General features: G+C 69.5%; 26 protein-coding genes and 1 riboswitch. Of the genes, 15 read left to right on the forward strand and 11 right to left on the reverse strand.

Annotated features, from left to right (window positions below; genetic code table 11):
• Window positions 1-211: hypothetical protein (locus VGJ14_05190; protein HEY2831799.1), on the forward strand; the 211-nt coding region annotated here is incomplete at its 5' end.
• 72 nt (window positions 212-283) lie between these two features.
• Here the strand turns inward: VGJ14_05190 and VGJ14_05195 are convergent.
• From VGJ14_05195 to VGJ14_05205, 3 genes are all read right to left on the reverse strand, one after another.
• Window positions 284-712: a nitroreductase family deazaflavin-dependent oxidoreductase gene (locus tag VGJ14_05195; protein ID HEY2831800.1), complete on the reverse strand. Its 429-nt coding sequence runs from the start codon at window positions 710-712 to the stop codon at window positions 284-286.
• A gap of 103 nt (window positions 713-815) precedes the next feature.
• The gene (locus VGJ14_05200; GenBank protein HEY2831801.1) at window positions 816-1,418 is read right to left on the reverse strand and encodes a hypothetical protein; all 603 of its coding nucleotides are present in this window, start codon (window positions 1,416-1,418) and stop codon (window positions 816-818) included.
• A gap of 138 nt (window positions 1,419-1,556) precedes the next feature.
• Window positions 1,557-2,279 carry a GntR family transcriptional regulator gene (locus VGJ14_05205; protein ID HEY2831802.1) on the reverse strand — a complete coding sequence of 241 codons (723 nt, stop codon included), beginning with the start codon at window positions 2,277-2,279 and terminating at the stop codon, window positions 1,557-1,559.
• Window positions 2,280-2,416: 137 nt separating this feature from the next.
• Here VGJ14_05205 and VGJ14_05210 point away from each other — a divergent pair, with 137 nt between their 5' ends.
• Both VGJ14_05210 and VGJ14_05215 read left to right on the forward strand, forming a co-directional pair.
• Window positions 2,417-2,710, forward strand: coding sequence for a hypothetical protein (locus VGJ14_05210; GenBank protein ID HEY2831803.1), 294 nt, complete (start codon window positions 2,417-2,419; stop codon window positions 2,708-2,710).
• Window positions 2,711-2,758: 48 nt separating this feature from the next.
• Window positions 2,759-3,520 (forward strand): class I SAM-dependent methyltransferase, encoded by a 762-nt coding sequence (locus tag VGJ14_05215; GenBank protein ID HEY2831804.1) that lies wholly within the window; start codon window positions 2,759-2,761, stop codon window positions 3,518-3,520.
• A 32-nt stretch (window positions 3,521-3,552) separates the two neighbouring features.
• On the opposite strand, the gene VGJ14_05220 is transcribed toward VGJ14_05215, so the two are convergent.
• From VGJ14_05220 to VGJ14_05230, 3 genes are all read right to left on the reverse strand, one after another.
• Window positions 3,553-4,041 carry a peroxiredoxin gene (locus tag VGJ14_05220; GenBank protein ID HEY2831805.1) on the reverse strand — a complete coding sequence of 163 codons (489 nt, stop codon included), beginning with the start codon at window positions 4,039-4,041 and terminating at the stop codon, window positions 3,553-3,555.
• Window positions 4,042-4,106: 65 nt separating this feature from the next.
• Complete coding sequence (locus VGJ14_05225; GenBank protein ID HEY2831806.1) at window positions 4,107-4,958, reverse strand: fructosamine kinase family protein; 852 nt, start codon at window positions 4,956-4,958, stop codon at window positions 4,107-4,109.
• Window positions 4,955-5,401, reverse strand: coding sequence for a low molecular weight protein-tyrosine-phosphatase (locus VGJ14_05230; protein HEY2831807.1), 447 nt, complete (start codon window positions 5,399-5,401; stop codon window positions 4,955-4,957). The genes VGJ14_05225 and VGJ14_05230 overlap by 4 nt, the downstream gene beginning before the upstream one ends.
• Window positions 5,402-5,445: 44 nt before the next feature.
• A riboswitch (TPP riboswitch) is annotated at window positions 5,446-5,557 on the forward strand.
• Between VGJ14_05230 and thiC the strand changes: the two genes are divergently transcribed.
• Window positions 5,548-7,311 (forward strand): phosphomethylpyrimidine synthase ThiC, encoded by a 1,764-nt coding sequence (gene thiC, locus VGJ14_05235; protein ID HEY2831808.1) that lies wholly within the window; start codon window positions 5,548-5,550, stop codon window positions 7,309-7,311. (Overlaps the previous riboswitch by 10 nt.)
• 157 nt (window positions 7,312-7,468) lie before the next feature.
• Here thiC and VGJ14_05240 read toward each other — a convergent pair whose 3' ends face one another.
• The gene (locus VGJ14_05240; GenBank protein ID HEY2831809.1) at window positions 7,469-7,654 is read right to left on the reverse strand and encodes a CsbD family protein; all 186 of its coding nucleotides are present in this window, start codon (window positions 7,652-7,654) and stop codon (window positions 7,469-7,471) included.
• A 141-nt stretch (window positions 7,655-7,795) separates the two neighbouring features.
• Window positions 7,796-8,200 carry a phage holin family protein gene (locus tag VGJ14_05245; GenBank protein HEY2831810.1) on the reverse strand — a complete coding sequence of 135 codons (405 nt, stop codon included), beginning with the start codon at window positions 8,198-8,200 and terminating at the stop codon, window positions 7,796-7,798.
• Between the two features lie 62 nt (window positions 8,201-8,262).
• On the opposite strand from VGJ14_05245, the gene VGJ14_05250 reads away from it, so the two are divergent.
• From VGJ14_05250 to VGJ14_05280, 7 genes are all read left to right on the forward strand, one after another.
• Complete coding sequence (locus tag VGJ14_05250; GenBank protein HEY2831811.1) at window positions 8,263-9,357, forward strand: histidinol-phosphate transaminase; 1,095 nt, start codon at window positions 8,263-8,265, stop codon at window positions 9,355-9,357.
• Window positions 9,358-9,552: 195 nt separating this feature from the next.
• Window positions 9,553-10,647, forward strand: coding sequence for a pyruvate dehydrogenase (acetyl-transferring) E1 component subunit alpha (pdhA, locus tag VGJ14_05255; GenBank protein ID HEY2831812.1), 1,095 nt, complete (start codon window positions 9,553-9,555; stop codon window positions 10,645-10,647).
• Window positions 10,644-11,630, forward strand: a complete 987-nt coding sequence (locus tag VGJ14_05260) for an alpha-ketoacid dehydrogenase subunit beta (GenBank protein HEY2831813.1) — start codon at window positions 10,644-10,646, stop codon at window positions 11,628-11,630. The genes pdhA and VGJ14_05260 overlap by 4 nt, the downstream gene beginning before the upstream one ends.
• Before the next feature lie 9 nt (window positions 11,631-11,639).
• Window positions 11,640-13,112: a dihydrolipoamide acetyltransferase family protein gene (locus VGJ14_05265; GenBank protein ID HEY2831814.1), complete on the forward strand. Its 1,473-nt coding sequence runs from the start codon at window positions 11,640-11,642 to the stop codon at window positions 13,110-13,112.
• A gap of 50 nt (window positions 13,113-13,162) precedes the next feature.
• Entirely contained in the window at window positions 13,163-13,600 is a 438-nt protein-coding gene (locus tag VGJ14_05270; GenBank protein HEY2831815.1) for a VOC family protein, read from the forward strand.
• 55 nt (window positions 13,601-13,655) lie between these two features.
• The gene (locus tag VGJ14_05275; GenBank protein HEY2831816.1) at window positions 13,656-14,372 is read left to right on the forward strand and encodes a hypothetical protein; all 717 of its coding nucleotides are present in this window, start codon (window positions 13,656-13,658) and stop codon (window positions 14,370-14,372) included.
• Between the two features lie 162 nt (window positions 14,373-14,534).
• Complete coding sequence (locus VGJ14_05280) at window positions 14,535-15,305, forward strand: carbon-nitrogen family hydrolase (protein ID HEY2831817.1); 771 nt, start codon at window positions 14,535-14,537, stop codon at window positions 15,303-15,305.
• A 77-nt stretch (window positions 15,306-15,382) separates the two neighbouring features.
• Here the strand turns inward: VGJ14_05280 and VGJ14_05285 are convergent, their stop codons facing one another.
• A complete protein-coding gene (locus VGJ14_05285) occupies window positions 15,383-16,042 on the reverse strand; it encodes a TetR/AcrR family transcriptional regulator (GenBank protein HEY2831818.1) in 660 nt (219 codons plus the stop codon).
• 134 nt (window positions 16,043-16,176) lie between these two features.
• On the opposite strand from VGJ14_05285, the gene VGJ14_05290 reads away from it, so the two are divergent.
• A complete protein-coding gene (locus VGJ14_05290; protein HEY2831819.1) occupies window positions 16,177-17,457 on the forward strand; it encodes an SLC13 family permease in 1,281 nt (426 codons plus the stop codon).
• Between the two features lie 223 nt (window positions 17,458-17,680).
• On the opposite strand, the gene VGJ14_05295 is transcribed toward VGJ14_05290, so the two are convergent.
• The gene (locus VGJ14_05295) at window positions 17,681-19,510 is read right to left on the reverse strand and encodes an acyl-CoA dehydrogenase (protein HEY2831820.1); all 1,830 of its coding nucleotides are present in this window, start codon (window positions 19,508-19,510) and stop codon (window positions 17,681-17,683) included.
• A 163-nt stretch (window positions 19,511-19,673) separates the two neighbouring features.
• Here VGJ14_05295 and VGJ14_05300 point away from each other — a divergent pair, with 163 nt between their 5' ends.
• The 3 genes from VGJ14_05300 to dinB all read left to right on the forward strand — a co-directional run bounded on the left by VGJ14_05300 (window position 19,674) and on the right by dinB (window position 22,465).
• On the forward strand, window positions 19,674-20,468 hold the full coding sequence (locus VGJ14_05300; GenBank protein HEY2831821.1) for an alpha/beta fold hydrolase: 795 nt from the start codon (window positions 19,674-19,676) through the stop codon (window positions 20,466-20,468).
• A gap of 198 nt (window positions 20,469-20,666) precedes the next feature.
• Window positions 20,667-21,125: a hypothetical protein gene (locus VGJ14_05305; protein ID HEY2831822.1), complete on the forward strand. Its 459-nt coding sequence runs from the start codon at window positions 20,667-20,669 to the stop codon at window positions 21,123-21,125.
• 131 nt (window positions 21,126-21,256) lie between these two features.
• Window positions 21,257-22,465, forward strand: a complete 1,209-nt coding sequence (dinB, locus tag VGJ14_05310) for a DNA polymerase IV (protein HEY2831823.1) — start codon at window positions 21,257-21,259, stop codon at window positions 22,463-22,465.
• Here the strand turns inward: dinB and VGJ14_05315 are convergent.
• A partial coding sequence (locus tag VGJ14_05315; GenBank protein HEY2831824.1) for a hypothetical protein occupies window positions 22,429-22,902 on the reverse strand: 474 nt, incomplete at its 5' end. The genes dinB and VGJ14_05315 overlap by 37 nt on opposite strands.

Here is a 22,902-nt window from a genome sequence, read left to right on the forward strand (position 1 = left end):
CGTCATGCGCGACGGCATGCTCGTCGGCATGGTGCCCACCATCGCGGGCTCGGAGAACTTCGACGACGCGCAGGTGCTGGACGCGATCGCCCGCACCGATTACGACCAACCGATCGCCACGCAGCGCAAGACGACACCGCCGGCCGCGCCGGCACTGCGCCGCGAGGGCGGGGTGTTCCGCCGCTTCCTGGGTGGCTTCCGCGAGCGGTAGCGAGCGGCCAATGGGCACAGCCGCGGCGGTAGCGAGCGGCCAATGGGCACAGCCGCGAGCGGTAGGGAATCGTCAAACCCGCGTGAGGATGACCACCGGGATCACCCGGCTGGTCTTCGTCTGGTAATTGTCGTAGTCCGGCCAGACCTTGGCCATCTCCGGCCACAGCTGCTCGCGCTCCTCGGCGGTGGCGTCCCGGGCCACCGCGTCGAAGACCTCGTCCTCGACCTGCACGGTCACCCGTGGGCGGGCCTCCAGGTTCAGGTACCACATCGGGTGCTTCGGCGACCCGCCGTAGGAGGCCACGACCACGTAGTCCTTGCCGAACCGGCCGTAGATCAGCGCGGTCCGGCGCGGCTCACCGCTGCGCCGACCGGTGGTGGTCAACAGCAGGGTCGGCGCGCCATTCCAGATGTGCCCCTCGGCACCCCCGCTGGCCACGTATTCGTCTATGTGCTCCTTGACCCAACTGGTCGGGCTGTCGGTCACCTGCGTGGTCACGGCTATCGCTCCCGTCGGACGTCCGTCAGTGCTCTCTTGGAGAGAACACCCCGTCGCGGCGGAATTAGTCCGGGTGCGGCGATGCCGCGCCGCACCCGGGGCCTCAACGGCGGGACGCGCTGCGCAGTCTCGGGCGAGGTATGGACGGGATTTCCGCACAAACCTCAATTGGTCGCTGGCTACCGCTCGCGACGCTTCGGGGGCGGGGGATTTGAAAGCTGCGGAGGATTCGGGCCATGTCCAGCCGCAAACTGCTCAGCAGCTCATCGGCGTCGGTGCCGGTACGGGTGGCGTAGTACCCGGCCTCCAGTGACCAACGACACAGCTGCTCGAAGAGCTTGTCCTCGTGCTCGAACTGCGCGCCGATGTAACACAGCACCGCGGTCGCGGCCTCGGACATCCGTCCGTCCGCCGCCCGGTCCGCGCGGGCCAGCAGTTCGCCGAAGTGAGCGGCGTCGGTCAGCTTGGCCCGGTATGCGGTCAGGTTGTGCTCGAGCAGTTCGTCGACCAACACGATCACGCCGACGGCCAACACCGTGGCATTGACCTGCGCGGCCGCCGTCGACCCTCGCTTCAGCTCGGTGGCCGCGACCACTAACTCCGCGGCTTCCTTCCGCTGCGCCTCTGGCTTCTCCCCCGGCAGGCGCATCTCGCCCAGCCGCGGCAGCGCCGGCGCGCTTGATCCGCGCGCCGTTGATCCGAACATCTGTCCCCCCGTGGACATCGGTGCGTCAATGTGGCACTCGGGGAGATAAGACGCGCGCGGCGCCGTTCCGGATTCACCCGTTCGGCCTAGTCCTATCCGGCGCGGCGGGACAAATCGGGAGTTTTCGGACTCGGGCACTCAGGGTGGCGCGCGGAACTCGTAGCGCAGCACGTAGGCCGAGGCGTCCAGCACCATCTCGCTGACCTCCACCGGCCGGTCGTCGCAATAGCCGATGCGTTGCACGGCCAGCACCGGCGCGCCCACCGACAGGGCCAGGCGATCCGCCTCGTGCGGGGCGGCGGGCCGGGCCCGCACCTCTTCGCGGATCCGGGTGGCCGGGACCCCATCCACCGCGGTGATCGGCCGCCAGGTGGCGGTCAGCATGACCTCCCGGCGGTCCACCACCACCCGGCAGGACTGCACGTGCACCGAGCTACCCGGGTTCAGCTCCAGCGCCTCGGTCACGTGTTCCGGTGCGGCTTCCCACCCGGACTCGAGCTCGTCGATCTCCAGCTCGTGTTCGCCGGACTCATCGGAGAACACCGATTGGCCGGCCGCGGGCTCCGGTTGCTGGGCGGTCCCCTCGCGCACGATCGGTCGGGAGTCGCTGACGTAGACGCCGGAACCCCGCCGGGCGACCGCGAGGCCCTCGCGCTGCAATTCGGCCAATGCCTGCCGGACGGTCATCCGGGCCACCTTGTACCGGGCCATGAGGTCGTTCTCGCCGGGCAACGCGTGGCCGGGTTCGTAGTCCCCGCGACGGATGCCGCTGCGCAAATCCTCGGCGATCCGGCGATATTTCAGTGGTCGAGGGGCATCAGCGGTAACGGGTGTGGCGTGTACCTCGTCACCCTCTTGCACGCGCAAAGGGTATGAGGGCGGTCAATCGGGGCCCAGACGGCGCAGCCGTACCTGGTCGACTCTTGACACTCGCATCCATTCTATTTCTAATCCCTCTAGAGAAGCTGGTCTCAAAGGTATGGATCGGAGGTGGGGACATGGCACTGTCAGAACGGATGGATGACGGAGCCCGCTGGCTCCCCACCGACTCGGCAGTAGCCGCCAACCCCGCCACGACCTGGGACGATGCCGCCGGCGGTGCCTGGCAGGACGAGCCGTGGGTGTTCTCCGCGACCGTCCCGGACTCCTCGGTGCTCAACGGGGAGGCCCTGCCCCGTCGGCGCAGCTCCTGGGGCGGGCGCAGCTCGGTCGACGTGGCGCTGCTGTTCGCGGTCGTCGTGCTCATGCTGGGCGCGGTGGTCGTCGCGGTGAATCTCTTTCAGCGAGTGTGACGGTCAGCGCGTCTGACCGCTGAGCACCCGCGCCGGCAGGATGAGCCGGTGTTCTGGAGCAGCGTCGGGCGGCGCGGCAACTACGGTGTCGACGCCCCGATCGTTCCGGTCACCCAGGCGATGCTGGGCGTGGTGATGCTCGAACTGGGCAACCGCAAGATCTCCGACCAGAACGACAACCAGGGCTGGTGGCTGATCGGCGCCGGCGCGATCCTGTTGTGCATCGCGCTGATCTACGTGCACACCGCGCGCCGCGGCAAGTTTCTGGTCTGGTCCGAGGTGCTCGGCGCGCTGAACCTGGCCGGTGACGAGAAGGTGCTCGACCTGGGCTGCGGACGCGGGGCGGTGACCACGCTGGCCGCGGCCCGGGTACCGAGGGGTTCGGTGCTCGGGGTGGACTCGTTCCGGGTACGCAGCAGGCTGACCAGCTCCCGGGGCGGCACCGAGGACCAGATCGCGCGACGCAACGCCGGTCTGGACGGCGTCGCGGACCGGGTGACGTTCGTGCAGGCCGACGTGAGCCGGCTCAATCTGGACGGTAACTCCTTCGACCTGGTGGTCTCCGGCCTGGGCATCAGTGCCGTGCCCAGCGCGCAGGGGCGCCAAGCCGCGCTGGAGGAGGCGGTGCGCGTCACCCGTCCAGGCGGCCGGCTGGTGCTGGCCGACGTCCGACACATCCGCGAGTACCTGCAGCAGCTCACCGACCTGGGCTGCGTGCAGGTCAACCAGCAGCCGCTGGGCTGGCGGCTCTGGTACGGCGGGCCGTGGTTGGCCACCACGCTGGTCAGTGCCCGCAAGCCGGTGGACTAGCGGTCAACATCCGTCGGGTCTGCGGGGTTTCTCTACAGAGAGGCGAGCATGTTCTCGCAGGAGGACACGGCCACCGACGCGGGGCTGTCCTCGATATCGAGCTGAGTGATCACGCCGTCCTCTATCACGGCGGCGTAGCGCATGGACCGGGTGCCCAGGCCGAAGCCGGACCCGTCGAAGGCCATGCCCATGGCCTCGGTGAACGCGCCGTTGCCGTCGGCCAGCATGGTGATCTTGCCCTTGGCGCCCTGCGCCTCGGCCCAGGCGTCCATCACCCAGGCGTCGTTGATGCCGACGCAGGCGACCTTGTCCACGCCCTTGCCCGCCAGCGCCTCGGCCCCGGCCACGAAGCCGGGCAGGTGGGCACGGCTGCAGCCGGGGGTGAAGGCACCCGGCACCGCGAACAGCACGACCTTGCCGGAGCCCAGCGCCTCGGCGGCGCTGATGCCCACCGGCATACCGTCCTCGCCGAGCACCTTGACCTCGACGTCGGGAACCTTGTCGCCCACCGCAATCGCCATGTTTCTCTCCTTTGAAAAACGTGTCCGCTGCCGGCGACCATAACCGGCCGGGGAAGCCGTTGGTCTCAGAGGTCGGCGAGCATCGTGCGGGCCAGCGCTCCGGCCCGCGGGCCGTACCCACCGCCGAACAGCGCCGCGTGCACGACCACCGGATGTAACTGATGCAACGGGACGCGGCGGTCGCGGCCGGACGCGGGCGGGTACACGGCGTCGTAGCCGGCCAGGATGCGGTCCAGCAGCGGCGCTCCGAACAGCGCGAGCATCGCCAGGTCGGTTTCCCGGTGCCCGCCGTGCACCGCCGGGTCGATCAAATAGACGAGGCCATTGGCCGCCCAGTGCACGTTGCCCGCCCAAAGGTCGCCGTGCAGTAGCGCCGGTGGCTCCTCGGGGCCGGCGACGTCCTCGAGGTTGTCCAGCACGCGTTGCACGTCGAGGGCGTCGCGGGGGTTGATCGCGTCGCGCTCGATCGCCTTGCGCAGCGCCGGGCCGACGCGTTGCTCGCGATAGAGCTCCGGCCAGCTGTTGGCCGGACGGTTGGGCAGGCGCAGCGAGCCGAGATAACCGTCGCCGTCGCCGCCGAAGTGCGCGGGCGCGGCTCGGTGGGTGACGGCCAGCGCGCGACCGAACGCCTCGGCGGCGCCGGGGTTCGGGCGGCCGGGTTCGATCCACTCCAGCGCGAGAGCGTCATCGGTGACCGCGAGCACATCCGGCACCGGGGCGCCGCCTGCTTCGGCCAGCCGGCGCAGCCCCGCTGCCTCGGTGCGGAAGAAGTCCGGCGGGGCACCGGGGCGGGTTTTGATGAAGATCGTGCGGCCGTCGTCCAGGGTGGCCCGGGCCGCGCGGCAGATGTCGCCGCCGCCAACCGGCTGCGTGTCGGAGATGGCGACGCCGAGAGCGTCCGCCAGAGCTGCTGTCACCTCTGCAGTTGTGCCCGGAGTTCGGCGATCAAGGCATTCGCGGCGGCCTCGATCTGGTCCAGCGCCGCGTCGAAGTCCGTCGCGTCGCCGTAATAGGGATCGGGCACGTCGACGGTGTCGAACAATCGGATCTCGACGTCCTCGGTGGGGGCGATGCGCCGCAGGTCGCGCACGTTCGCTGTGTCCATGGCGAGCACCAGGTCATGCTCGGCGAAATCCGCTCGCCCGAACTGCCGTGCCCGATGCTCGTCCGGGTAGCCGCGGGCCCGCAACGCCGCCCGGGCCCGTCGATCCGCCGATGCCCCGATGTGCCAGTCCCCGGTCCCCGCCGAGCTCACCGTGACCTCGTCACCCAGCCCCGCCTTGTCGAGCTTGTGTCGCAGCACGGCCGCGGCCATCGGTGAGCGGCAGATGTTCCCCAGGCACACGACCGCTATCCGCACGCGGCCCATCCTGTCCTACCGGTCGTATGTAGGGTCGAGGAGACAAGTGCACCTAGCGGGAGCTCGAGGGTAACCGGGCTGAGAGGGCGGCTGTCGCCGCCGACCGCCTGAACCTGACCGGGTAATGCCGGCGTAGGGAGCGCGACATGACGATCGTCGAAGAACCCGCCACCACGACGGAAGCCCCGGCGTTCCGCAAGACCTACCTGGTGGGCTCGCGCGAGGACCTGCGAGTGCCGATGCGCGAGGTGGCGCTGACCACCGGCGACCGCGTGGTCCTCTACGACACTTCCGGGCCGTACACCGACGCCGGCGTGTCCACCGACATTCGTCGGGGGTTGGAGCTGGTGCGAGACCGGTGGATTGCTGAGCGCGGGGACACCGTCGGGTACGACGGCCGTATCGCGCTTCCGACGGACGACGGGTACGCCGACGCGGACCGCCGCGACCGCAGCCTCAACGGCCTGGATGCGGTGTTCACCGGATCGCGTCGGCCCCTCAAGGCCACCGGCGCCCCGGTCACCCAGCTCTCCTACGCGCGCCGCGGGCTGATCACCCCGGAAATGGAGTTCGTCGCGTTGCGCGAGGGCGTCGAGGCGGAGTTCGTGCGCTCGGAGATCGCTCGCGGGCGGGCGATCCTGCCCGCCAACGTGAACCATCCGGAGACCGAGCCGATGATCATCGGCCGCAACTTCCTGGTGAAGATCAACGCCAACATCGGCAACTCCGCGGTCGCCTCCTCCATCGAGGAGGAGGTCGACAAGATGACCTGGGCGACCCGGTGGGGCGCGGACACGGTCATGGACCTGTCGACCGGCCGGAACATCCACACCACCCGCGAGTGGATCATCCGCAACTCACCGGTGCCGATCGGCACCGTGCCGATCTACCAGGCGCTGGAGAAGGTCGACGGTAAGGCCGCCGAGCTGACCTGGGAGATCTACCGGGACACCCTCATCGAGCAGTGCGAGCAGGGTGTGGACTACTTCACCGTGCACGCCGGCGTGCGGCTGCCCTACGTGCCGCTGACCGCCAAGCGGAAGACCGGCATCGTCTCCCGCGGCGGCTCGATCATGGCCGCGTGGTGCCTGGCGCACCACCAGGAGTCCTTCCTGTACACGCACTTCGAGGACATCTGCGAGCTGCTCAAGCAGTACGACGTCTCGTTCTCCCTCGGCGACGGCCTGCGGCCGGGCTGCACCCACGACGCCAATGACGAGGCGCAGCTGGCCGAGCTGCGCACGCTGGGTGAGCTGACCGAGATCGCCTGGCGGCACGATGTGCAGGTGATGATCGAGGGCCCCGGCCACGTCGCGATGAACAAGATCAAGGAGAACATGGACCTCCAACTGGAGGTCTGCCACGAGGCGCCGTTCTACACCCTGGGCCCGCTGGTCACCGACATCGCGCCGGGCTACGACCACATCACCTCCGCGATCGGCGCGGCGATGATCGGCTGGTTCGGCACCGCGATGCTCTGCTACGTCACGCCCAAGGAGCACCTCGGCCTGCCCGACCGCGACGACGTGAAGACCGGCGTGATCACCTACAAGATCGCCGCGCACGCCGCGGACCTGGCCAAGGGCCACCCCGGCGCCTCGGCCTGGGATGACGCGCTGTCAGATGCACGGTTCGAGTTCCGCTGGGAGGACCAGTTCAACCTGGCCCTGGATCCGGACACCGCGCGGGCGTTCCACGACGAGACGCTGCCGGCCGAGGCCGCCAAGACCGCGCACTTCTGCTCCATGTGCGGCCCGCACTTCTGCTCCATGCGGATCACCCAGGACGTCCGCAAGTACGCCGCGGAGCACGGGTTGGGCGCGGAGGAGGCGCTGGACGCCGGGATGGCCGAGAAGTCGCGGGAGTTCCGCGAGCTCGGCGACCGCGTCTACCTCCCCCTCGCCGACTGAGGCGGCAGAACTACCCCGAGTGTGTAGTTGCGCAGGTTTTCCGGCCCACTCCGGCTGCGCAACTACACACTCGGGTGACTTGCGCAGCAGTTAAACGCAACGACGCGGGCGCCCCGGTCCACGGTTGGGGCGCCCGCGCCGCGTCTCAGGGAGACGATCAGCGATCGGTGACGTTCTTCGCGGCGTCCTTAATGTTCTCGCCGGCCTTCTTCATCTGACCGCGCGCCTGGTCGCCCTGACCTTCGCGTTCGGCATCGCGGTCCCCGGTCAACTTGCCGGCGGCCTCCTTGGCCTTGCCGGACACGTCATCGATGGCGTTGTTGATCTTGTCTGAAGTACCCACAGCGGGCATTCCCCTTTCGGCATGGGCGTCCGAACGTCATTTCTCTGCCCGCAACAGGGGGTTTCGACACCGCTTTGCGGTGTGTCAATTCGGGGCTCGCGCAACCGGATTGGCGGAGGGTAGCTGGGGTAGCTAGACCCTTCAGCGCGCTTCGAGGCTGTCCGGCAACACGACGTTGATCAGCCAACTGACGAAGCTGATCACCAGGCCGCCGACCAAGGCCGCCTTGAAGCCGCTCACGTGGAACGGCACGTTCATCGCATCGGCTATCGCGCTGGTGAGCAGCAGCATCAACGCGTTGATCACGAAGATGATCAGTCCGAGCGTGAGAATGAAAAGCGGTAACGAAAACAGCTTCACCACCGGCTTCACCACCGTGTTCACCACGGCGAAGATCGCCGCGACGATCAGCAGCATCAGCAGCCGTTGCCCTAACGAACCGCGTCCGTCATGCGCGCCCTTGTTCAGCGCGATGCCGGACACCGCACCCGCTGCCACCCACAACGCGGCGGCGTTGACGCCGAGTCGGATCAGCACAGTCCGCATGACGGCATCGTGTCATGACACCGTGCGTGATCTGCGCCGACGCCGGTCCTACGCTGACCGGCATGGCGGACGGACCACGGCTGCGCGCCGCGATCACGGACATCCCCGGCTACCAGCCGGGCCGGGTGCCGGCCGGCGGTGCGGCGTTCAAGCTCTCCTCCAACGAGAACCCGTACCCGCCGCTGCCCGCGGTGCTCGAGGTGATTGCCGCCGCGGCGGCCGACGCCAACCGGTACCCGGACATGGCCGCCACCGGGTTGGTCAACGCCCTGGCGAGTTATCTCGACGTGCCGGCCGAGCACCTCGCATTGGGCACCGGATCGGTTGGGGTGCTGCAACAACTGCTGCAGTCCACCGTCACGCCGGGCGATGAGGTGCTCTACGCGTGGCGGTCCTTCGAGGCCTATCCGATCCTGGTGCAGATCGTCGGCGGCACCTCGGTGCGTATCCCGCTGGACGGCGCCGCCCGGCACGACTTGACCGCGATGGCCGACGCGATCACCGAGCGGACCCGGGCGATCCTGCTGTGCAGCCCGAATAACCCGACGGGCCCGGCCATCCACCGTGACGAGCTCAACGAGTTCCTGGACCGCGCGGTGCCCACCGATGTGCTGGTGGTGCTCGACGAGGCCTACCGGGAGTTCGTCACCGACCCCGACGTCCCGGACGGCATTGAGATTTACCGGCAACGCAGCAATGTCGCGGTGCTGCGCACCTTCTCCAAGGCCTACGGGTTGGCCGGGCTGCGGGTCGGTTACGTGGTGGCGCCGCCCGCGGTGGCCGGGGCGGCGCGGGCCTGCGCGGTGCCGTTCGGGGTGTCCACCGTGGCGCAGGCGGCCGCGGTCGCCTCGTTGGCGGCGGATGAGGAACTCCGCGACCGGGTCGCGGCGCTGGTGCTCGAACGCAGCCGGGTGCTGGACGGGTTGCGCGCGGCCGGCTGGGACCCGCCCGACGCGCAGGGCAACTTCGTCTGGCTGCCGTTGGGGGAGGCGACCATTGACTTCGCCACGGCCTGCGAGGCGGCCGGGGTGATGGTGCGTCCGTTCTCCCCGGACGGGGCGCGGATCAGCGTGGGCGCGCCGAGTGTGGACGCGCGCATGCTCGAGGTCGCCGCCAACTTCCCAGTCCAACCAAGGCGTCCCCACCAGCGGCTTTAGGCTTCCTACGAACGGTTCGAGTTGGCCCACCCGTCCGGACGATGTGCCCGCGCGATTTCGGTCGGCTCGCTACCGTTGATCAATATGACGATCACGCCCGATGTCCGCCCCGCGGTCCCTGCCAACAGGCGCGCTGACCTGCGGGAATCAGCTGCGACGGAGACCCCGTCGAACGCGGCACAGACAGGAGCCGACGTGCTGAGCCCCACCGAGGATTTCGTCCAACTGCTCACCCCCGAGGGCGAGCTGGTGGACCACCCGGAGTACGCGAGCGAGTTCACCGACGCCGAGTTGCGTGGTTTGTACCGGGATCTGGTTCTGGTGCGCCGCATCGACGCGGAGGCCACCGCTCTGCAGCGGCAGGGTGAGCTGGGCATCTGGGCGTCGCTGCTCGGTCAGGAAGCCGCTCAGGTCGGCTCGGGTCGCGCGCTGGGTCCCAAAGACCACGTTTTCCCGACCTACCGCGAGCACGGCGTGGCCTGGTGCCGGGACGTCGACCCGCTGCGCCTGCTCGGCCTGTTCCGCGGCGTGAACACCGGCGGCTGGGACCCCGAGGCACACAAGTTTCACCTGTACACGATCGTCATCGGCGCGCAGACCCTGCACGCCACCGGCTACGCGATGGGCATCCAGCGCGACGGACTGGTCGGCGAGGGCAACGCCGAGGCGGTCATCGCCTACTTCGGCGACGGTGCCACCAGCCAGGGCGACGTGAACGAGGCCTTCATCTGGGCCAGCAGCTTCCAGGCCCCGGTGGTGTTCTTCTGCCAGAACAACCAGTGGGCCATCTCCATCCCCACCGACAAGCAGTCCCGGGTGCCGCTCTATCAGCGCGCTCGCGGCTTCGGCTTCCCCGGCATCCGGGTGGACGGCAACGACGTGCTCGCGGTGCACGCCGTCACCCGCGCCGCGCTGGACCGCGCCCGGGAGGGCAGCGGCCCGACGTTCATCGAGGCGTTCACCTACCGCATGGGTGCGCACACCACGTCGGATGACCCGACCCGGTACCGCATCGCGGCCGAGGTCGAGGCGTGGAAGTTGAAGGACCCGATCGAGCGGTTGCGTTCCTTCCTGGTCCGCCAGGGCAAGGCCGACCAGGCCTTCTTCGATGAGATCGCCGAGGAGTCCGACCAGCTGGCCAAACACGTGCGCACCGGCTGCCTGGAGATGGCCGACCCGGAGCCGCTGTCCATGTTCGATCACGTCTACGCCGAGCCGCACCCGCCGCTGCAGGCGCAGCGCGATTCCTTCGCCGCCTACCTCGCCTCGTTCGAAGGTGGTCACGAATGAGCGCCCAGACCACCACCCTGGCCAAAGGCGTCAACATGGGCCTGCGGGCCGCGATGGACCGCGACCCGCGGGTCGTGCTGCTCGGTGAGGACATCGGCCGGCTCGGCGGGGTCTTCCGGGTCACCGACGGCCTGCAGAAGGACTTCGGTGAGGCCCGGGTCGTCGACACCCCGCTGGCCGAGTCCGGCATCCTCGGCACCGCGATCGGTATGGCGCTGCGCGGCTACCGCCCGGTGTGCGAGATCCAGTTCGACGGCTTCGTGTTCCCGGCCTTCGACCAGATCGTCTGCCAGCTGGCCAAGATGCGGGTGCGGTCGGCCGGCACGGTGAAGATGCCGGTCGTGGTGCGCATCCCGTTCGGCGGCGGCATCGGCGCGGTGGAGCACCACTCGGAGTCCCCGGAGGCGTACTTCGCGCACACCGCGGGTCTGCGCGTGGTCGTCTGCTCCAACCCGATCGACGCGTATTGGATGATCCAGCAGGCCATCGCCTCGGACGACCCGATCATCTTCTTCGAGCCCAAGCGCCGCTACTGGGAGAAGGCCGAACTCGACGTCGAGGCCGGCCCGCCCGCCGAGTCGCTGCACACCGCGCGGGTGCTGCGCGAGGGCACCGACCTGACGCTGGCCGCCTACGGCCCGATGGTGAAGGTGTGTTTGGACTCCGCGGTCGCCGCGGAGGAGGACGGGCGGTCGCTGGAGGTCCTTGACCTGCGTTCGCTGTCCCCGCTGGACACCACCACGCTGTTCAACTCCGTGCGTCGCACCGGCCGGTTGGTCGTCGTGCACGAGGCGCCGGTAAACATCGGCGTGGGTGCCGAGATCGCCGCCGCGGTGCAGGAACATTGCTTCCACTCGTTGGAGGCGCCGACGCTGCGCGTGGGTGGCTTCGACACCCCTTACCCGCCGTCCCGGATCGAGGAGGACTACCTTCCCGACCTGGACCGGGTGCTCGACGCCGTCGACCGTTCGCTCGCGTACTAGGAGAATTCCGTGGCACGCAAGCAGTTCAAGCTGCCTGACGTCGGTGAGGGTCTGACCGACGGCGAGATCCTGCGCTGGTACGTCTCACCGGGCGACCGGGTGACGGTCAATCAGACGATCGTGGAGATCGAGACGGCGAAGGCGGCCGTGGAGTTGCCCTGCCCGTACGAGGGCGAGGTGGTCGAATTGCTGGCCGAGGTCGGCGAGATTATCGACGTGGGCGCGCCGATCATCACCATCGAGACCGAGCCGGGTTCGACGTCTGCCGAGCCCGCGCCGGCGGCCCCGGCCGCAGCCATCCCGGCGCCCGCGGCTCCGGCCACCGAATCCGTGGCGGCCGGGCTGATCGGTGGCGAGGCGCCCGGCGGGCGCACCGCGGTACTGGTCGGCTACGGCCCGCGCACCACCACGGCCAAGCGTCGTCCGCGGCGCGGTGAGCATGCCGGCGCGCACACGCACACCCCGGCGGCCATCGCCGAGGAGGTGCCGGCCGGCCCGATGGGCACCGAGTCCTACCAGCCGGTGCGCCACGGCGGCCTGGAGGTCGGCCGGTTGACCGAGGCCCGCGAGGCCCCGTACGCCGGGGAAGCCGTACCGGCCCGCACCATCGCCCTGGAGGAGCAGAGCTCCCGGCTGGTCGTGCTGGCCAAGCCGCCGGTCCGCAAGATGGCGCGTGACCTCGGGGTGGACCTGCGCCGGGTCAGCCCGACCGGCGCCGGCGGGACCATCACCCGGGACGACGTGAACGCCGCCGCCACAGCCGCCCCGGCACCGGCCGGCGAGGTCCGCGAGGAGCGGGTGCCGGTGAAGGGCGTGCGACGGATGACCGCGCAGGCCATGGTCGCCAGCGCGTTCACCGCCCCGCACGTCACCGAGTTCCTCACCGTGGACGTCACCCGGACTTCTGAGTTCGTCGACCGGCTGCGCGAGCACCGGGCGATGGCGGGGGTGAAGGTCTCCCCGCTGCTGGTGTTGGCCAAGGCGATGTGCCTGGCGGTGCGGCGTACCCCGGAGGTCAACGCGACCTTCGACGACGCCGCGCACGAGATCGTGCTGAAGCACTACGTGAACCTGGGCATCGCCGCGGCCACGCCGCGTGGGCTGCTGGTGCCGAACATCAAGAACGCCGACGCGCTGTCACTCCCGGAACTGGCGGCCGCCCTGGGCGAGTTGACGGCCACCGCGCGGGAGGGCCGGACCCAGCCCGCCGACATGGCCGGTGGCACCATCACCGTCACCAACGTCGGCGTGTTCGGCGTGGACGCGGGCACCCCGATCCTCAACCCCGGCGAATCCGCGATCCTCGCCTTCGGCGCGATCCGGCCGCAGCCGTGGGTGGTGGACGGGGAGGTCGTGCCGCGTCAGGTGAGCACGCTGTCGCTCTCCTTCGACCATCGCGTGGTCGACGGCGAGGCCGGCTCTCGGTTCCTGGTCGACGTCGGCTCGGTGCTGGAGGACCCGGCCTCGGCCCTGCTGTTCTAAGGGGCGGCTATCGTCCTGCGCACCGCAAACGGCGCGAGAGGACGAGGCTGATGGCACTGTCGCTGGGCACCGCGCACCACATTCGATTGACCGTCACCGACGTGGAGCGGTCGCAGAAGTTCTACGCCGGCCTGCTCGGGTTGCAGGTGGCGGCGGCGGGGGCGCCGCCGGCCGGGCACGAGCACCACGAGGAACTGCTGGACGCGCTGCAGGGTGGGGTGGTGCTCACCAACGGGGCGATGCTGATCGGGCTGCGTCCGGTCCAGCAGGGTCGGGAGAATGACCGGTTCGACCCGTTCCGGGTCGGCTTGGACCACATCAGCTTCGCCCTGGACACCCGCGCCGAACTCGACGCAAAAGTGGCCGAACTGGACGAGGCAGGCATCGAGCACGGACCGGTGCGGACGCTGGACAGTTTCCAGCTGGCGTTCCTGGCCTTCTTCGACCCGGATGGCATCGCCTTGGAGTTCACCGCGCCGATCGCCTGAATGCGCGTCCGTCGCCCCTCGGTAGGAGCACACTGAGGATGGGGGTGACGGGCCGATGGATTCCAAATGGCGCCGCGTCAGTCTGTTGGCCGGCCTGCCGATGCTGGTCGGCGTGGCTGCCTGCGGCGGGGGTGGCAGCAAGGATTCGGTGGCGCCGGTGCCGACCCCCACGGTGACCGCGACGGCGGAGCCGTCGAGCACGCCCGAGCCGACGGACACCGCAACGGCGACGGCGAGCGCGCGACCGTCGGCGGCCGCGGTGCCGACGACGATCCCAGCCGGCATGGTCAAGATCACCTTCATGGCCGCCAACTGCGACGGGTGTCGGTTCACCGCGGTGGACACCACGGCCCGGCCCAAGCCGATGACCTGGGTGAGCACCTACGTCAACAACGGCAAGGCGACCGTGCTGGTGCCGATCACCGCCACCCACGACATGGCCTTCCGCGCCGACTACTCCGAGCCGATGGGCCAGGGCGGCGCCCGGCCGGACCTGGTGCTCGGCTACCAGGGTGTGGCTGACGGCACCGAACTGGAGTGGGAGACCGCCCAGACCAAGCAGCAGGGCAACTACTGCTGGGCGGGCACGACGTCCGATCAGATGTCCATTCACGTGCTGCACAAGGTGTACAGCGACCCCAAGGACAAGCAGGACCCGACCGCGATCGTGTTCTGGGCCTCACCGACCCTGCCCGTCGACACCGACCGCTACCGCACCGCGGACCATGGCGGCCTGGGTGACCAGGACTTCCCGTACTGCACACACGACTGAGCCGAGCGGAGCGAGAGCGCGAGGAACGAGCGTTCTCGATCCCGAGGCGATGGAAGTGTGTTGACGAGCGCCGGTGAGGATCACCCACGACTGAGCCGAGCGGAGCGAGCACCGGCGAGGATCACTCACGACTGAGCCGAGCCGCACGGCAGACTGGCCTCCGTGCGGGTGTGCCTGATCCAACTGGACGTGTCGCTGCGTGCGCCGATGCCCGAGCGTCTCGAGCACGCCGCCGAGCTCATCGGGCGGTGCGCGGGCGCGGACCTAGTCGTACTGCCGGAGCTGTGGGCGCACGGGGCCTGGGCCTTCGACAACTGGGGTGAGCTCGCCGAGCCGCTGCACGGTCCGACGCTGGAGGCGCTCTGCGCCGCGGCCAAGTCCGCCGGCGTCCGGCTGCATGGCGGCACGATCCTGGAGCGCGACGGCGACCAGCTGTTCAACACCGCGGTGCTGATCGAGCCCGACGGGTCGCTGCACGGCCGCTACCGCAAGATCCACCGCTTCGGCTTCGACAGTGGCGAGGCCGCCTTGGTCTCGGCCGGCGAGGAGCGGGTGAGCTGGGCCCTGGGCGGCGTCACCGCGGCCGTCGCCACCTGCTACGACCTGCGCTTCCCGGAACTGTTCCGCGCAGCAGTGCCCGAGGCCGAGCTGATCGTGCTGGCCTCGTCCTGGCCGCGCAAACGGGACGACCACTGGCGGCTATTGGCCCGCGCCCGCGCGGTGGAGAACCTGGTGTACGTGCTCGCCTGCGACGCCTGCGGCACCCAGGCCGGCGTCGAGCAGGCCGGGTACTCGGTGGTGGTCGACCCCTGGGGTGAGGTCGTCGCCGAGGCAAGCCCCACCGACGAGCAGGTCCTGGACGTCACCATCGACCCGGCCCGGGTGGCCGAGATGCGCGAGCAGTTCCCCGCACTGCGCGACCGGCGGCTGTGACCCCTCCTCAACCTCTCCCGGCGTGTGGGGCCATCAAAGCCTCGGGATAGCCCGAAACGCCATGAGCGGGCGGGCGTTCAGGCGCCGTCGGTGGCGGGGTCGCCGAGCAGGCGGCTCAGGTGCGTGCGCACCACCCGCTTGGTCTCCTCGAGCACCTCGATGTCCCCGTTCGGGTCGCGCTCGAAGGCGTAGCGGGTCAGGGAATCCGCGATGCGCACCGCGATCACCAGGTCCAACCGCAGCTGCTCGCTGGTGCGCACCTCGACGTAGGGCGCGATCAGCTCGACGAACCGGTCGGCGACCACCGTGTCGTTGTCCCGCTCCGGGTCGAGCAGGTGCAGATCGGCGACGTCGCCGAAGCGGATGGCCCGGAAGCCGGGGATGCGCCGGTGCATGTCGGCGTACTGGTCAATGACGTCGGACACGACCTGCCACCAGGTCTGCATCTGCCGGGCGCGGACCATCGCGGTCAGCCGGTCGGCGAAGATGTCCAGATTGCGCCGCGCTACCGCGCGCACGACCGCCTGCTTGTCCGGGAAGAATTGGTACAGCGAGCCGATGGAGACATCGGCGCGTTCCGCGATCAGGGTGGTGGTCAGCGCGTCGTAGCCGATCTCGGCGACCAACTCCTGAGCCGCATCCAACATCCGCTGGACGCGGGCCACGCTGCGACGCTGCATGGGCTCACGGCGCAGGGCAGGTGCGGTCGGGGGTGCGTCCACCCGCGGCGTGCTCATGTGATCCATTCTCGCCAATCCGTGAACGTCAGTGCACATTCGGTGAGCCGGACGGTCTGCCTTGTGCGGCGAACGGTTGGTCGGGAAAGCGAAGATACTCCGCATTGCGATCTGTTGATCATGGGGGAGGGCACGTGCGGTTGACGGTGGCGCTTGCGCTGCTGTTGCTGACGCTTGCCGTGGCCATTCGTCGGCCTCATGGCGTGCCCGAGGCCGTGGTCGCCGTGCCCGCCGCGCTGCTCTGTGTGCTGGTCGGGGCGAGTTCGTGGGCGCAGGCCCGACATCAGCTGCACGCTCTCGCGCCCACCCTGGCCTTCCTGGCCGCGGTGCTGGTGCTGGCCCGGCTGTGTGCGCAGGAGGGCCTGTTCGCCTGGGCCGGCGGCGTGTTGGCCCGCTCGGCGCGCGGGCAGGGTCTGCGGTTGTTGGCGTGGGCGCTCGGCATGGGCGCGGCCATCACCACCGTGCTCAGCCTGGACGCCACCGTCGTGCTGTTCACCCCGGTGGTGGCCGCCGCCGCGCTCAGCGCGCGGCTGCCCGCCCGCCCGCACCTGCACGCCACCGCGCACGTGGCCAACTCCGCCTCGTTGCTGCTGCCGGTGTCCAACCTGACCAACCTGTTGGTCTTCCACGCCGCCGGTCTGTCCGTCGCCCGCTTCGCCGCGCTCATGCTGCTGCCCACGGCCGTCGTCCTGGCCGTGGAGTACCTCGGCGCCCGCGCCTGCTTCGCGCCCGACCTCCAGCTGACGTCATCCGCGTTGACCACTTCGCAGGGCCCGGACGTGGTCCAGGGGGATGACATCAGCTGTGACCAGCCGCGGCCGTACCGTGCGCTGGTCGTGCTGGCGGGGACGTTGGTCGGGTTTGTGGTGTGTTCGCCGTTGGGGATCGCGCCGGCGTGGGCGGCGGCGCTGGGGGCGGCGGTGTTGGGGGTGCCGCGGGTGTGGGCGGGGCGGACGCTGGTCACGGAGATTGTGGGGGCGGCGGATCCGGCGTTCCTGGCGTTTGTGGCGGCCCTGGCGGTCATCGTGGACGCGGTGTCCCGGCACGGCCTGGATCGCGTGGTGCGGCCGCTGGTGAGTCATGCCGGCGGGCTGCTGGGGTTGCTCACGGTGGCGGTGGTCGGCGCGGTGCTGGCCAATCTGGTGAACAACCTGCCGGCCACGTTGTTGTTGTTGCCGGTGACGCTGCCGGGCGGGCCGGTGGCGGTGTTGGCGCTGCTCATCGGGGTCAACGTCGGACCCAACCTGACCTACGTCGGGTCGCTGGCCACCATGCTCTGGCTGCGGGTTTGCCGCGGCGTCGGCATCACGCCGAGTCTGCACACGTTCACCCGGCACGCGATGCTCACCGTGGTCCCGGCGTTGGCCGGCGCGACGACGGCGCTGTGGCTGGCCGCAAAAATCATCGGGACATGACAACGGGTGGAGCGCGCGGCTGCCGATCCGTGCGCTCCACCCGTGTCGCGGGGCTTGGCTGTCGTTTGTGCCGGTAGCGACAGCCGTACCCGTGGCCGAGACCCCCACCAGGTCAGCAGCCACCGTGATGACGTCTCTGAACACGACTGGCAGTCGTGCTCACAGAGCTGATACCCGGTGACCGGACCGCTACACCTGAGCCAGGTAGTTAATTTCGCGCGATCTAGAATTCGTCCTCCGCGACGGCCATCAGCGCGTTGTCCACGCTCTCGGCGATCACCCGCTGGGCGTGCAGCGTGGGCAGCACCTGTGCGGAGAAGAAGCGCGCCGCGGCCACCTTGCCGCGGTAGAACGCCGCGTCGCGGGCCGACGGGTTGCCCTCCAGGGCGAACAGCGCCACCTCGGCCTGACGCAACAGCAGCCAGCCGATGATCAGGTCGCCGGTCGCCATCAGCAACCGGGTGGTGTTCTGCCCGACCTTGTACATCTCCTCGGAGTCACCCATGGCCCGGGTGATCGCGGAGACCATCGTGCCGACGATCGCCTGCGCGTCGGCCAGCGCGTGACCCAGCTGCGCCCGCTCGGCGCCCAGCGGCCCGGTCGGGTCGGTGGCCGCGAACTTCTCGATCTGGGTGGCCAGCTCGGTCAGCGCCTGACCCTGGTCCCGCACGATCTTGCGGAAGAAGAAGTCCATGCCCTGGATCGCCGTGGTGCCCTCATACAGGGTGTCGATCTTGGCGTCCCGGATGTACTGCTCCAGCGGATACTCCTGCAGATAGCCCGAGCCGCCGAAGATCTGCAGCGCGTCGGCCAGCAGCGCGTAGGACCGCTCCGACCCGACACCCTTGACCAGCGGCAGCAACAGGTCGTTGAGCCGCTCGTCCATCGACTCGGCCTCGCGGCCCTCGATCTCCGCGGCGTGGATCCGGTCCTGCACCGAAGCGGTGTACAGCACCAGCGCTCGCATGCCCTCGACGTAGGCCTTTTGCATCATCAGCGAGCGGCGCACCTCGGGATGGCGCAGAATCACCACCCGCGGCGCGGACTTGTCCGTGGCCCGGGTCAGGTCCGGGCCCTGGATGCGCTCCTTGGCGTAGGCCAGGGCGTTGAGGTACCCGGTGGACAGCGTCGCGATGGCCTTGGTGCCGACCATCATCCGGGCGTTCTCGATGATCTGGAACATCTGCGCGATGCCGTTGTGCACGTCGCCGAGCAGCATGCCCACCGCGGGGACGCTGTCCCCGAAGGTCAGCTCGCAGGTGGTGGAGACCTTCAGGCCCATCTTGTGCTCGACGTTGGTGACGAAGGCGCCGTTGCGCTCACCGAGTTCGCCGGTGGCGATGTCCACGTGAAACTTCGGCACGATGAACAGCGACAGGCCCTTGGTGCCCGGGCCCGCGCCGGCCGGCCGGGCCAGCACGAAATGCACGATGTTGTCGGCCATGTCGTGCTCGGCGGAGGTGATGAACCGCTTCACGCCGGTGAGGTGCCAGCTGCCGTCCTCCTGCTGCACCGCCCGGGTGCGCCCGGCGCCGACGTCGGAGCCCGCGTCGGGCTCGGTCAGGCACATGGTGGCGCCCCAGCGGTTGTCCACCATCAGCTGCGCGAGCTTCTTTTGTTCCTCGGTGCCGTTGCGGAACAACATGTGCGCGAAGCCCGGACCGGCGGCGTAGATGTGCACGCCGGGGTTCGAGCCGAGCAGCATCTCCTGCAGCGCCCATTTCAGCGACGACGGCGCGGGCGTGCCACCGAGCTCGGCGGGCAGGTCCAGCCGCCACATCTCCGAGTTCATGTAGGCGTTCTGCGCCTTCTTGAACGACTCCGGCATCGTCACGCTGTGCGTGGCCGGGTCGAACACCGGCGGCGTGCGGTCGGATTCGATCATGGAGTCGGCGAGGTCGTGCTCGGCCAGGCGCTCCATCTCGTCCAGCAGCGCACGGGCGGACTCGACGTCCATCTCCTCGTACGCGCCGCTGCCCAGGACCTCGTCGCGACGCAAAAATTCGAAGAGGTTGAACTCGATGTCGCGGCGGTTGCTCTTGTAGTGACCCATCTGACGAACCCCTTCGCAGACGATCTCGACCGGCCGGCGCCGGCCCCCGTCGTAGGTGACGACTACTGTCTCCTACCCGTGAGTAACCTAACATACTCGCGAGTAACAACCAAGCTGTTCGGCCAGAACTTCCCACCGAAATCTTCCTGCCGAGAGGTCAACGATGACCGGACTTGCGCACACGCGTGTCGGAACCGGCGAGCCGCTGCTGTTGCTGCACGGCATCGGCAGCCGCAAAGAGGTGTGGGCTCCGGTGATCGAGCACCTGGCCGATCATCGGGAGGTCATCGCGCTCGACCTGCCCGGCTTCGGACAGAGCCCGCTGCCGCCCGGCCAGGACCTCACCGCGGAAGGCCTGGCTGCGACGGTGGCCGAGTTCTGTGCCTCGATCGGCGTCGTGCGCCCGCACGTGGCGGGTAATTCGCTGGGCGGCTGGGTGTCGTTGGAGATGGCTCGGGCAGGCACCGTGGCCTCGATGACCGGGATCTCCCCGGCCGGGCTGTGGCGCGGCCGGGTGCCCCGCTACACCAAGTGGCAAGTGCGCGGGATCCATGACCTGCCGGCCAAGCTGGGTCCGGCGATGGGCCCGCTGACCCTGAATCCGCCGCTGCGCATGGCGCTGACCGCCAATGTGTTCGGTCGGCCCTGGAAGACGCCGCGCCGCGCGCTGCTCGACGACGCCGCGGCCACGGTGGCCGCGGTGGCGTTCGAGCCGACGCTGGCCGCGGCCTCCGGTAAGCGGTTCACCGGCGGGATGGTCATCGACGTGCCGGTGACGATCGCGTTCGGCAGCCGCGACGTGATCCTCGGTCCGGGATGTCGGGTTCGTGATCAATTGCCCGCCCACACGCGGTGGCTGACACCCCGCGGATGGGGGCACATGCCGGTGTGGGACGACCCCCGCGGCGTGGCCCGGGTCATCCTCGAAGGTTCGATACGGGCTGTAGCAGCAGCCTGACCGACCGTCAGGTCGCTTACCTGGCTGTAATTCCCAGCTTGCTTTCGGTGAACTCGGGCATTACCGGACGGGCGTGGCGAATGTCATCCGCGCAATGTTAAAAGGTGATCACGAACGAGTGATCCACCCTCACATCACGGATGACTTCTCGAACTCTGAGCGGACCCCTTCACTCACTAGGAACGGAGCCCGCTCTCCATGAACACCTCCAAGTCTGCCGCTCGGCTCGGCGTCGTCGCCGCCATGATCGCCACCACCGCCCTTTCCGGTGCGGCGGCCGCATCCGCGCACAGCCACCACGGGGAAATCAAGGGCGAGGTGAGCTCGAACCGTGGCCACCAGCTGAACTTCCGGCCCACGGTCCGGCTGTTCGAGGTCGTCCCGTCGGGTACCGGCGATTTCGGCGCCGCCCACCAGTTCCACTTGATCGCCACCACCACCACCGACAAACACGGCGACTTCAAGTTCAAGCACCTGGCGCACGGTCGCTACTACGTCGAGGCGTTGGGTGACGCCGCCGCGTCCCCGCTGTCGGACGCCGGCCTGTTCCGCTCGGAGTTCTTCCAGAACAGCTTGAGCATCGAGAACAGCAAGTCGATCAAGGTCAAGTCCGACAAGACCGTCAAGCTCGAAGAGATCAAGCTGACCCGCAACTAGTACTAGCCGGCCGGCGCACCACGCCGGCGTCGAGCAACGCCTCGCCGCCGCGCCCCCGCCAGGGCGCGGCGGCGCTGTGCTTGGGGGGTGTCCGGGTTGCCGAAAACGCTCAGGTCATCGAACATGTGTTCGTGATACGGCCGCGAACCGTAGGCCAGGCGGCGATTCTGCACGCCGACCTGGATGCGTTCTACGCCTCGGTGGAGCAACGTGACGATCCCCGGCTGCGCGGGCGCCCGGTGATTGTGGGCGGTGGCGTGGTGCTCGCCGCCAGCTACGAGGCCAAGGCCCGGGGGGTGCGTACCGCGATGGGTGGGCTCGCCGCCCGCCGGTTGTGCCCGACGGCGGTCGTGGTGCCGCCGCGGTTCGAGGCCTACCTGGCCGCCAGCAGGGCCGTGTTCGCCATCTTCAACGACGTCACGCCGTGGGTGGAGGGCATTTCCATTGATGAGGCCTTCCTCGATGTGAGCGGGGTGCAGCGACTGTCCGGCTCGCCGGCGGACATCGCGGCGGCGCTGCGCGCCCGGGTTACCGCCGAGGTGGGGTTGGCCATCACCGTTGGGGTCGCCCGCACCAAATTCCTGGCCAAGGTGGCCAGCCGGGTGGCCAAGCCGGACGGGTTGTTGCTGATCGCGCCGGATCGCGAGTTGCAGTTTTTGCATCCGTTGCCCGTCGGTGCACTGTGGGGCGTCGGGCCGATCACCGCGGGGAAGTTGGCCGAGCGCGGTGTGCACACCGTCGGTGAGGTGGCGGCGTTGCCGGTGGACGTGCTGGCCGCGATGGTCGGCAAGGCCGCCGGTCGCCAGCTGTTCGCGCTCTCGCGCAATCAGGACCCCCGCCCGGTCCAGGTGGGTGTTCGCCGCCGGTCCATCGGCTCGCAGACCGCACTGGGCCGCCGCCGACGCAGCGCCGCGGAGATCGACGCACTGCTGGTCGGCATCGTGGACCGGGTGACCCGGCGGATGCGTGCCGCGGACCGGGTGGGACGCACCGTGGTGCTGCGGCTGCGCTTCGACGACTACACCCGCGCCACCCGCTCGCACACCTTGGTGATGCCGACCGCGGGCAACGCGGAGGTGCTGGCCGCCGCGCGGGCGCTGCTGGCCGGGGCCGGGCCGCTGATCACCGAACGCGGCCTCACCCTGCTCGGGCTGTCCGTGGCCGAGCTCGGAACCACCGACGCGGTGCAGCTGACGCTGCCGCTGGACCGGGCCACGCCGAGCGAGACGGTGGACGCCGCCATCGACGACGTGCGTCGCAAGTTCGGCTCGAGGGCGCTGACCCCGGCCGTGCTGATCGGCCGTCAGTTCGGGTTCGAGGCGCCGATGCTGCCGGACTGATCGGGGTTGTCGCGGTCCGTCCCGCCGAGTTGCGGCACCGTCTGGCGGCCGAACTCGATCGCCTCGCGGGCCTTCTCGCCGCGGCGCAGGATCTCGCCGAGCATGGTGTCGTCCTCGGTGAGCGCGAACACCCGGATCTGACGCAGCCGCTTGCGCCGGTGCTTGGCCCGCCAGCCCTGCGGCAGCGGTCCGTCCGGCCAGCGCGGGTAGTCGGGGTGGAAGTAGACGACCAGGGACACCCCGCCGCGGGCATCGGTGACGGTGCGTCGGATGCCTGCCAATGGCAGTGCGTAAACCCGGATCATGTTCTGCACGACCAGGTGATCCGGGGTCAGCGACACGGTCGCGTCGCGCAGCAGCAACAACACCGCCACCGCGAGGAAGGCGAGGACGGCGTACAGCGGTGTCCAGATCGGCGCGGAGATCGCGCCCAGCAC

The organism is Sporichthyaceae bacterium (assembly GCA_036493475.1).
Classification (GTDB): Bacteria; Actinomycetota; Actinomycetes; order Sporichthyales; family Sporichthyaceae; genus DASQPJ01.

What these genes read in the sequence shown, in the direction of transcription:
- VGJ14_05200 (HEY2831801.1), bottom strand. Translation starts at nt 1,418, where the DNA reads ATGTTCGGATCAACGGCGCGCGGATCAAGCGCGCCGGCGCTGCCGCGG.
- VGJ14_05210 (HEY2831803.1), top strand. Translation starts at nt 2,417, where the DNA reads ATGGCACTGTCAGAACGGATGGATGACGGAGCCCGCTGGCTCCCCACC.
- VGJ14_05220 (HEY2831805.1), bottom strand. Translation starts at nt 4,041, where the DNA reads ATGGCGATTGCGGTGGGCGACAAGGTTCCCGACGTCGAGGTCAAGGTG.
- thiC (HEY2831808.1), top strand. Translation starts at nt 5,548, where the DNA reads ATGACGATCGTCGAAGAACCCGCCACCACGACGGAAGCCCCGGCGTTC.
- VGJ14_05245 (HEY2831810.1), bottom strand. Translation starts at nt 8,200, where the DNA reads ATGCGGACTGTGCTGATCCGACTCGGCGTCAACGCCGCCGCGTTGTGG.
- VGJ14_05250 (HEY2831811.1), top strand. Translation starts at nt 8,263, where the DNA reads ATGGCGGACGGACCACGGCTGCGCGCCGCGATCACGGACATCCCCGGC.
- VGJ14_05260 (HEY2831813.1), top strand. Translation starts at nt 10,644, where the DNA reads ATGAGCGCCCAGACCACCACCCTGGCCAAAGGCGTCAACATGGGCCTG.
- VGJ14_05270 (HEY2831815.1), top strand. Translation starts at nt 13,163, where the DNA reads ATGGCACTGTCGCTGGGCACCGCGCACCACATTCGATTGACCGTCACC.
- VGJ14_05275 (HEY2831816.1), top strand. Translation starts at nt 13,656, where the DNA reads ATGGATTCCAAATGGCGCCGCGTCAGTCTGTTGGCCGGCCTGCCGATG.
- VGJ14_05285 (HEY2831818.1), bottom strand. Translation starts at nt 16,042, where the DNA reads ATGAGCACGCCGCGGGTGGACGCACCCCCGACCGCACCTGCCCTGCGC.
- VGJ14_05295 (HEY2831820.1), bottom strand. Translation starts at nt 19,510, where the DNA reads ATGGGTCACTACAAGAGCAACCGCCGCGACATCGAGTTCAACCTCTTC.
- VGJ14_05300 (HEY2831821.1), top strand. Translation starts at nt 19,674, where the DNA reads ATGACCGGACTTGCGCACACGCGTGTCGGAACCGGCGAGCCGCTGCTG.
- VGJ14_05305 (HEY2831822.1), top strand. Translation starts at nt 20,667, where the DNA reads ATGAACACCTCCAAGTCTGCCGCTCGGCTCGGCGTCGTCGCCGCCATG.